At 71.4% G+C, this 6,521-nt stretch carries 7 protein-coding genes; 3 read left to right on the plus strand and 4 right to left on the minus strand.

Annotation, left to right across the window (positions count from 1 at the left end; all coding sequences use genetic code 11):
* Positions 1-74: 74 nt before the first annotated feature.
* The gene (locus tag AQJ67_RS23080; protein ID WP_062721077.1) at positions 75-488 is read left to right on the plus strand and encodes an SsgA family sporulation/cell division regulator; all 414 of its coding nucleotides are present in this window, start codon (positions 75-77) and stop codon (positions 486-488) included.
* A gap of 10 nt (positions 489-498) precedes the next feature.
* On the opposite strand, the gene AQJ67_RS23085 is transcribed toward AQJ67_RS23080, so the two are convergent.
* Positions 499-1,905, minus strand: a complete 1,407-nt coding sequence (locus AQJ67_RS23085) for an FAD-binding oxidoreductase (protein WP_062720957.1) — start codon at positions 1,903-1,905, stop codon at positions 499-501.
* A gap of 103 nt (positions 1,906-2,008) precedes the next feature.
* Between AQJ67_RS23085 and AQJ67_RS23090 the strand changes: the two genes are divergently transcribed.
* A complete protein-coding gene (locus AQJ67_RS23090; protein WP_079056103.1) occupies positions 2,009-3,538 on the plus strand; it encodes a tetratricopeptide repeat protein in 1,530 nt (509 codons plus the stop codon).
* On the opposite strand, the gene AQJ67_RS23095 is transcribed toward AQJ67_RS23090, so the two are convergent.
* The 3 genes from AQJ67_RS23095 to hppD all read right to left on the minus strand — a co-directional run bounded on the left by AQJ67_RS23095 (position 3,496) and on the right by hppD (position 5,896).
* On the minus strand, positions 3,496-3,714 hold the full coding sequence (locus AQJ67_RS23095) for a hypothetical protein (protein ID WP_062720958.1): 219 nt from the start codon (positions 3,712-3,714) through the stop codon (positions 3,496-3,498). The genes AQJ67_RS23090 and AQJ67_RS23095 overlap by 43 nt on opposite strands.
* 20 nt (positions 3,715-3,734) lie before the next feature.
* Positions 3,735-4,595: a phage baseplate protein gene (locus tag AQJ67_RS23100; RefSeq protein ID WP_062720959.1), complete on the minus strand. Its 861-nt coding sequence runs from the start codon at positions 4,593-4,595 to the stop codon at positions 3,735-3,737.
* 155 nt (positions 4,596-4,750) lie between these two features.
* Positions 4,751-5,896: a 4-hydroxyphenylpyruvate dioxygenase gene (gene hppD, locus AQJ67_RS23105; protein ID WP_062720960.1), complete on the minus strand. Its 1,146-nt coding sequence runs from the start codon at positions 5,894-5,896 to the stop codon at positions 4,751-4,753.
* 127 nt (positions 5,897-6,023) lie between these two features.
* On the opposite strand from hppD, the gene AQJ67_RS23110 reads away from it, so the two are divergent.
* Positions 6,024-6,503 (plus strand): Lrp/AsnC family transcriptional regulator, encoded by a 480-nt coding sequence (locus tag AQJ67_RS23110; protein WP_062720961.1) that lies wholly within the window; start codon positions 6,024-6,026, stop codon positions 6,501-6,503.
* Positions 6,504-6,521 lie beyond the last annotated feature (18 nt).

The raw sequence follows: 6,521 nt of genomic DNA on the forward strand, positions 1-6,521 counted from the left end.
GGGGCTGCTCCCTCTCCACTCGTACGGGCCCGCTCTCAGGGCTCGTACGAGTCACGAGAGAGGACATGGACGCCATGCATCAGACCGTCGTGGAGCGCGAGCTGGAGCTGCGGCTCGTGCTGTCGCCCGAGCGGAGCATCCCCGTGCCGGCGCTGCTGAGCTATCACAGGGACGACCCGTACGCCGTGCACGTCGCCTTTCACACCAACTCCGACCACCCGGTGCACTGGACCTTCTCGCGCGACCTGCTCGTGGAGGGGGTGTTCCGGCCGAGCGGGCACGGGGACGTGCGGGTGTGGCCGTCGAAGGTGGACGGGCGCAGCCTGGTGCTCATGGGGCTGAGCTCGCCCGACGGGGACGCGCTGCTGGAGGCGCCGGCGGCGCAGGTGTCGGCGTGGCTGGAGCGGACGCTGCGGCTGGTGCCGCCGGGGGCCGAGGGCGAGCAGCTGGGGATCGACGACGCGCTCGACCAGCTGCTCGCCCAGTGAGCCCTGCCGGTCAGAACAGCTTGCCCGGGTTCAGGATGCCCAGCGGGTCGAAGACCTGCTTGATCCCGCGCTGCATCTCGACCCCGACCGGGCCGATCTCGCGCGCCAGCCACTCCTTCTTCAGGACGCCCACGCCGTGCTCGCCGGTGATCGTGCCGCCGAGTTCCAGGCCGAGCGCCATGATCTCGTCGAAGGATTCGCGGGCGCGCCGGGACTCGTCGGCGTCGGTCGCGTCGAAGCAGACGGTGGGGTGCGTGTTGCCGTCACCGGCGTGGGCGACGACGCCGATGGTGAGCTGGTGCTTGTCGGCGATCCGCTCGACGCCCTCGATCAGGTCGGCGAGCCTGGACCGTGGCACGCACACGTCGTCGATCATCGTCACGCCCCGCACGGCTTCGAGCGCGGTGAGGGACAACCGCCGTGCCTGGAGCAGGAGTTCGGACTCGGCCGCGTCGTCCGCCGGGACCACCTGGGTGGCGCCGGCCGCCTCGCACAGCGCGCCGACGGCCGCGAGGTCGGCGGTGGGGTCCGGGGTGTCGAAGGCGGCCAGGAGGAGGGCCTCTGTCGTCTCCGGCAGTCCCATGTTCGCGATGTCGTTGACCGCCTTGACGGTCGTACGGTCCATCAGTTCCAGCAGCGACGGGACGTGCCCGCCCTCCATGATCCGGCACACCGCGTCACAGGCGGCCGCCGCGGTCGCGAACTCGGCGGCCAGCACCAGTTGCCGCGGCGGCTGCGGCTTCAGCGCCAGGACGGCCCGTACGACGATGCCGAGCGAGCCCTCGGAGCCGACGAACAGGCGGGTCAGGTCGTATCCGGCGACGCCCTTGGCCGTGCGACGGCCGGTGGTCATCAGGCGGCCGTCGGCGAGGACGACGTCCAGGCCGAGGACGTACTCCGCCGTCACCCCGTACTTCACACAGCACAGGCCGCCGGAGGCCGTGCCGATGTTGCCGCCGATCGTGCACATCTCCCAGCTGGAGGGGTCCGGCGGGTAGTACAGGCCGAGTTCGCCCACCGCGCGGGAGAGCGTGGCGTTGATGACGCCGGGCTCGACGACGGCGATGCGGTCGACCGGGTTGATTTCCAGGATGCGGTCCATCTTGGTCAGGGACAGCACGATGCAGCCCTCGGAGGCGTTGGCGCCGCCCGACAGGCCCGTGCGGGCGCCCTGCGGGACGACCGGGACGCGCAGCTCGGTGGCGGTGCGCATGACGTGCTGGACCTCTTCGGCCGTGCGCGGCAGCACGACCACGGCGGGGGCGCCGGCCGGGCAGAAGCTGGCCATGTCGTTGGCGTAGGAGGCCGTGATGTCGGGGTCGGTGAGGACGGCCTCGGCGGGCAGGCCCGCGAGCAGCCGCTCGGTGAGGTCACCCCGGGCCTGGTCGAGTGCGGCTTCGGTACGGCTCATGATCACAGAGTGACACCCGGGGCCATCGGTGTGAACCCCGAGTACGGCAGCCGGGGTCGGACGGGTGTGGTCGTCGTATTGACGCAAGGTTTCACGCACAGTGATCGCCATGGAGAACAGCGCCCCGAAGAACGCCGGGTCTGCGAACACCGCGTCTGCGAACACCGGGTCTGCGAACACCGGCTCTGAGAACGCCGGGTCCGAGAACGACGCCGCGAACGACCGGCAGGGCCCGCCGGACCGCCGCCCGCGCAAGCGGCTGCGCGTGCTGATCGCCTCCGTCGCGGGGTGTGCCGTGCTCGGCGGGGTGCTGACGCTGTTGCCGTGGGGACCGAGCGGGACGCGGGCCGCCCCGCCGGCACCGGGGGCGCAGGCGCTGGCCGCCGTCACCACGGGGGTGACCGCCGCGCTGCCCGATCTGGCGCTGCTGATCGACGAGCACGAGACCCACCTGCGGACGCATCCCAAGGACGCCCGGGCGTGGGCGGTGCTGGGGGCGGCGTACGTCGAACAGGGGCGGCGGACCGCGGACCCGGCGAACTACCCGAAGGCCGAGAACGCGCTGCGGGCGTCGCTGCGGGTGCGGGAGCGCAACGCCGAGGCGCTGGACGGCATGGCGGCGCTGGCCAACGCCCGACGGGACTTCCACGCGGCGCGGACGTGGGGCGAGGCGGCGCTGAAGGTCGACCGGAAGCGGTGGACGACGTATCCGCTGCTGATCGAAGCGCAGACCGGGATGGGTGACTACAGGGCCGCCAAGCGGACCCTGGACCGGCTGCTGAAGCTGCGCTCCGGACCGGCGGTGCAGGCCCGGGCGGCGGCCCTCTACCGGGACCGGGGCTGGCGGGAGGACGCGGCGGCGGCCCTCTCCGACGCTGCGGCGGCCACCGGGGCCCCGGCCGAGCGGGCGGCGTATCTCGAACGGGCCGGGCAACTCGCCTGGGAACGCGGCGACCTGGAGGTGGCCCTGCGCCACTTCCAGGAGGCGGTGCGCCTCGACCCCGACCAGCGGGCCGCGCTCGCCGGGCAGGGGCGGACGCTGGCGGCACTGGGCCGTTCGACGGAAGCCCTGAACGCCTACCGGGCGGCCCTCGCCAAGCAGCCGCGGCCCGAATACGCCCTGGAACTGGGCGAGTTGTACGAGTCGCTGGGGCTGGGTCAGGCGGCTCGCGTGCAGTACGACCTGCTGCGCGAGCGGGCGGCGCGGGCCGCGGCCGGCGGGGTGGACGAGGAGCTGGTGCTGGGCCTCTACGAGGCGGACCACGGCGACACGGAGATGGCCGTACGGCGGCTCAGGGTCGAGTGGCGCCGGCAGCCGGGGATCCCGGTGGCCGACGCGCTGGGGTGGGCGCTGCACCGGGCCGGGGAGGACAAGGAGGCGCTGAAGTTCGCCCGGCGGGCGACCGACCGGCAGAAGGGGGGCGGGGTGCGCAGCGCGCTGTACGCCTATCACCGGGGGATGATCGAGCGGTCGCTGGAGCTGGCGGGGCCGGCGCGACGGCACCTGGAGGAGGCGCTGCGGATCAATCCGCACTTCTCGCCGACGCGGGTGCCGCTGGCACAGGCGGCGCTGGAGGAGCTCGGGGAGCCGTCCGTTCAGGACGTACCGGACATGGACGCCAAGCCGCGGCGGAAGTGACCCGGGGCTTTCCCACCGCCGCCGTGCCGATCAGCGCGTTGCGCGTCACGGGCCGAACTCGGCGAGGACCGCGCGGGGTTCGCGGCCTCCCGGTCCGCGAGGAACGGATCGGTGTCGCCGGCGGTGTCGATGGCGCCGAACCCCTGCGTACCGCCCACGTCGTTGATCCTGGCCATGGGGTCGGCGTACGGCCGCCTCAACCGGTGTGCGGCTTGTAGTAGAGGGAGAACCTGCGGTCCCCCGCCGGCCCGGACGCGAGGCCCAGACAGAGCCGGGGCCGGGAGCCACGGAGTACGGCGAGGCCCTCCGGTTCGCGGTGGTCGAGGGAGTAGCCGGCCTCGGTGCGCTGCCGGTCGAGCAGTTCGCCGGTACGGATGTCGAGGCAGGAGAGGTGGACGTTGCCGCGCCTGGCCGGCGGGTTGGTCTTGGCGTCGTACGCGGTCCCGGCCACCTGGTAGAGGTGGTCGCCGTGCAGGGCGTACCCCTGGAACGGCACCTTCGGGTCGGGATGGGCGCCGGTCTGCGGGAAGTCGGCGATCGGGTCGGCGTAGTCGCGGGCGACGAAGGCGTCGAGGTCCCAGATCCGGTAGCGGGGGCGGCCGTCGACGTGGTGGCGGACGGCGATGCGCTGCGAGGCCATGCAGATGGACGGCTGGTTGTGGGTGGAGCCGGGGACGGGGTGGCGGACCTTGACGTCGTCGCGGGTGCGGACGGCGCCGTCGGAGAAGCGGAAGCGGGTGACGCCGGTGCCGTAGCCGTTCTTGGCGGCGGCCTCGGTCCAGATCCACACGGTGCCGTCGGACGTGCGCTGTACGCCCATGCTGACGCCGTGTCCGAAGCCGCGCAGGTACATGTGGCCGAGCCGCTTGCCGTGGTGGTCGAGCCGGTTGAGGCAGAGGTCGCCGGCCGGGGAGCCGCCCCGGGTGAGCTGAAGGACGTACAGATGCTCGTTCGCCTCGTCGAAGGCGAAGGACTGAAGGATCGTGGGTTCCTTCAGCGTGTCCTTCTTCCACAGCCAGCGCTCGGCCGCCGTGGACAGGTCGAAGGGGTCGGCCACTCTCGTCTCCCCGAGGTCGTGCGGGCGCCCCGTGACGCCCGCACGACTGGAGAGGCCCGAGCGGGCCGGAATGGTTGCGCTTTCTACGAACTCACAGGCCGCGCACCGGCCTCAGAGGTTGCCGCGACAGGCCGTAGAGGTTGCCGCGACGGGCCTCAGAGGTTGCCCCGCTTGGCCTGCTCCCGCTCGATCGCCTCGAACAGGGCCTTGAAGTTGCCCTTGCCGAAGCCCATGGAGCCGTGCCGCTCGATGATCTCGAAGAAGACCGTCGGACGGTCCTGGACCGGCTTGGTGAAGATCTGCAGCAGATAGCCGTCCTCGTCGCGGTCGGCGAGGATCTTCAGCTCGCGCAGGGTCTCGACGGGGACGCGGGTGTCGCCGACCCACTCGCCGAGGGTGTCGTAGTACGAGTCCGGGGTGTCGAGGAACTGCACGCCGGCCGCGCGCATCGTCCGGACCGTCGCCACGATGTCGTTCGTGTTCAGCGCGATGTGCTGGACGCCCGCGTCGCCGTAGAACTCCAGGTACTCGTCGATCTGGGACTTCTTCTTGGCGATGGCGGGCTCGTTGATCGGGAACTTGACCTTGAGCGTCCCGTCGGCCACGACCTTCGACATCAGCGCGCTGTACTCGGTCGCGATGTCGTCGCCCACGAACTCCTTCATGTTCGTGAAGCCCATGACCTTGTTGTAGAAGCCGACCCATTCGTTCATCCGGCCGAGCTCGACGTTGCCGACGCAGTGGTCGATGGCCTGGAAGGTGCGCTGGGCGGGCGGTTCGACCATGGGGCTCGCCGCCACATAGCCGGGGAGGTACGGGCCGTCGTAGCCGGTGCGCTCGACGAGGGTGTGGCGGGTCTGGCCGTAGGTCGCGATGGCGGCCAGGACGACCGTGCCGTGCTCGTCCTTCAGCTCGTACGGCTCGGTGACGGACGTGGCGCCGTGTTCGAGCGCGTACTCGTACGCCCGGCGCGCGTCCGGGACCTCGATGGCGAGGTCGACGACGCCGTCGCCGTGCTCGGCCACGTGCTGGGCGAGGAAGTGGCCCCAGGTGGTGGCGGGCTTGATGACGGAGGTGAGGACGAAACGGGCGGAGCCGTTCTCCAGCACGTAGCTCGCGGTCTCGCGGCTGCCGTTCTCCGGTCCGGAGTAGGCCACGAGACGCATGCCGAAAGCGGTCGAGTAGTAGTGCGCCGCCTGCTTGGCGTTGCCCACGGCGAAGACGACCGCGTCCATTCCCTTGACCGGGAAGGGGTCGGCCTGCCGGGCGGTGTCGGGAGTGTGGTGTGTGGTCTGCGTCATAGGCGCAGCCTCACTCCGGCACGGCAAGGTGCGCAATAGATTGGTTCAGGGCTGGGCAATCTGCTCAGCGAGGGACCCGCTTCGGCGGGCTTTCTGTACAGGATGACCACCCACTCGGGAGGCTGCTGTGGCGATCGATCATCTGGACGGGCGGATCATCGTGCTGCTCGCGCGGGAGCCGCGGATCGGGGTGCTGGAGATGTCCCGGCGGCTGGGGGTGGCCCGCGGGACCGCGCAGGCGCGACTGGACCGGCTTCAGTCGAACGGAGTCATCCGCGGGTTCGGTCCCGAGGTTGATCCGGCCGCGCTCGGGTATCCCGTCACCGCCTTCGCCACGCTGCAGATCCGACAGGGGCAAGGGGCCGACGTACGGGCGCACTTGGCGACCGTGCCGGAGGTCCTGGAGCTGCACACCACCACCGGGACCGGGGACATGATGTGCCGTCTCGTGGCGCGTTCCAACGCCGATCTCCAGCGTGTGATCGACCGGGTTGTCGGTTTCGATGGGATCGTCCGGGCCTCTACCGCGATCGTGATGGAGAACCCCGTTCCGCTGCGGATCATCCCGCTGGTGGAGCAGGCGGCGGAGGACCGGGAGCAGAGCTAGGGCCTGATCCGAACGACA

The organism is Streptomyces caeruleatus (genome assembly GCF_001514235.1).
GTDB lineage: Bacteria > Actinomycetota > Actinomycetes > Streptomycetales > Streptomycetaceae > Streptomyces > Streptomyces caeruleatus.